The sequence below is a fragment of the Bacillus fungorum genome, from assembly GCF_002746455.1.
Lineage (GTDB): Bacteria > Bacillota > Bacilli > Bacillales > Bacillaceae_G > Bacillus_A > Bacillus_A fungorum.
The window spans coordinates 1-855 of sequence record NZ_NWUW01000145.1; the positions used below are offsets into that span (position 1 = coordinate 1).

An 855-nucleotide genomic window follows, 5' to 3' on the forward strand; every position below is an offset into this window, starting at 1 on the left:
TGACACATTGTATTATTAAGTGCGACACCTAAAAAAAACAAAAAGCTCACCTCGCTTCGTGTAAAGTAGAAGTTACCACACCACTTACTTAACACGGAGGACGAGTATGAGCTATTCTCATTTTACCACGTTTGAACGTGGACAACTAGAATCACTTTATAAATTGGGATATTCCACAAGAAAAATAGATTCGATTTTGAAGCGACATCATTCTTCTATCGCACGAGAGTTAAAAAGAAATTCAAAAGAAAACAAGGTGTACGACAGTGAACAAGCGCATAGACAATATATCGAGCGAAGAACCACTTGTAAACCTATCGGTAAATGGTCCAAAGAACTTGTGAAAAAAATTCAAGAAAAATTAGAGGTTACTTGGTCTCCAGAACAAATCCAGCATGGCCATTTGAAAGGTGAGGTTTCCTTTAAAACAATCTATAACTGGTTATACCAAGGGAAACTGTTCCGACAGGATCTGTCTTTATTAAGGCAGAAAGGGAAACGCCAAAAACCCAAAGAGACACGCGGACGTTTCAATATTGGGACATCTATTCAAAAACGACCATCGGAAGTTAGAAAGCGAGAGACATTCGGGCACTGGGAATTAGACACAATTGTCTCAAGTCGCGGAAAAAGCAAGGGTTGTTTCGCAACATTTGTGGAACGAAAAACACGGTATTACCAAGCGATTGTCATTCCAGACCGAACGACAGAATCAATGGAATTCGCTATCAAACAGCTTACTTCTATGTATCCATCCACTGCATTTCAAACCGCTACTGTTGATAGGGGAAAAGAATTTTCGTGTTATCAACGAGTAGAAAATGACTTGAAAATAGCAGTGTTCTTTGCCGATCC

Annotated in this window: 1 protein-coding gene; it reads left to right on the forward strand. The window is 39.3% G+C overall.

The annotated features are described in order from the left end of the window. Nucleotides 1–106: 106 nt before the first annotated feature. Nucleotides 107–855, forward strand: a 749-nt coding sequence (locus CO726_RS31130) for an IS30 family transposase (protein WP_099686849.1), incomplete at its 3' end; no start/stop codon positions are given.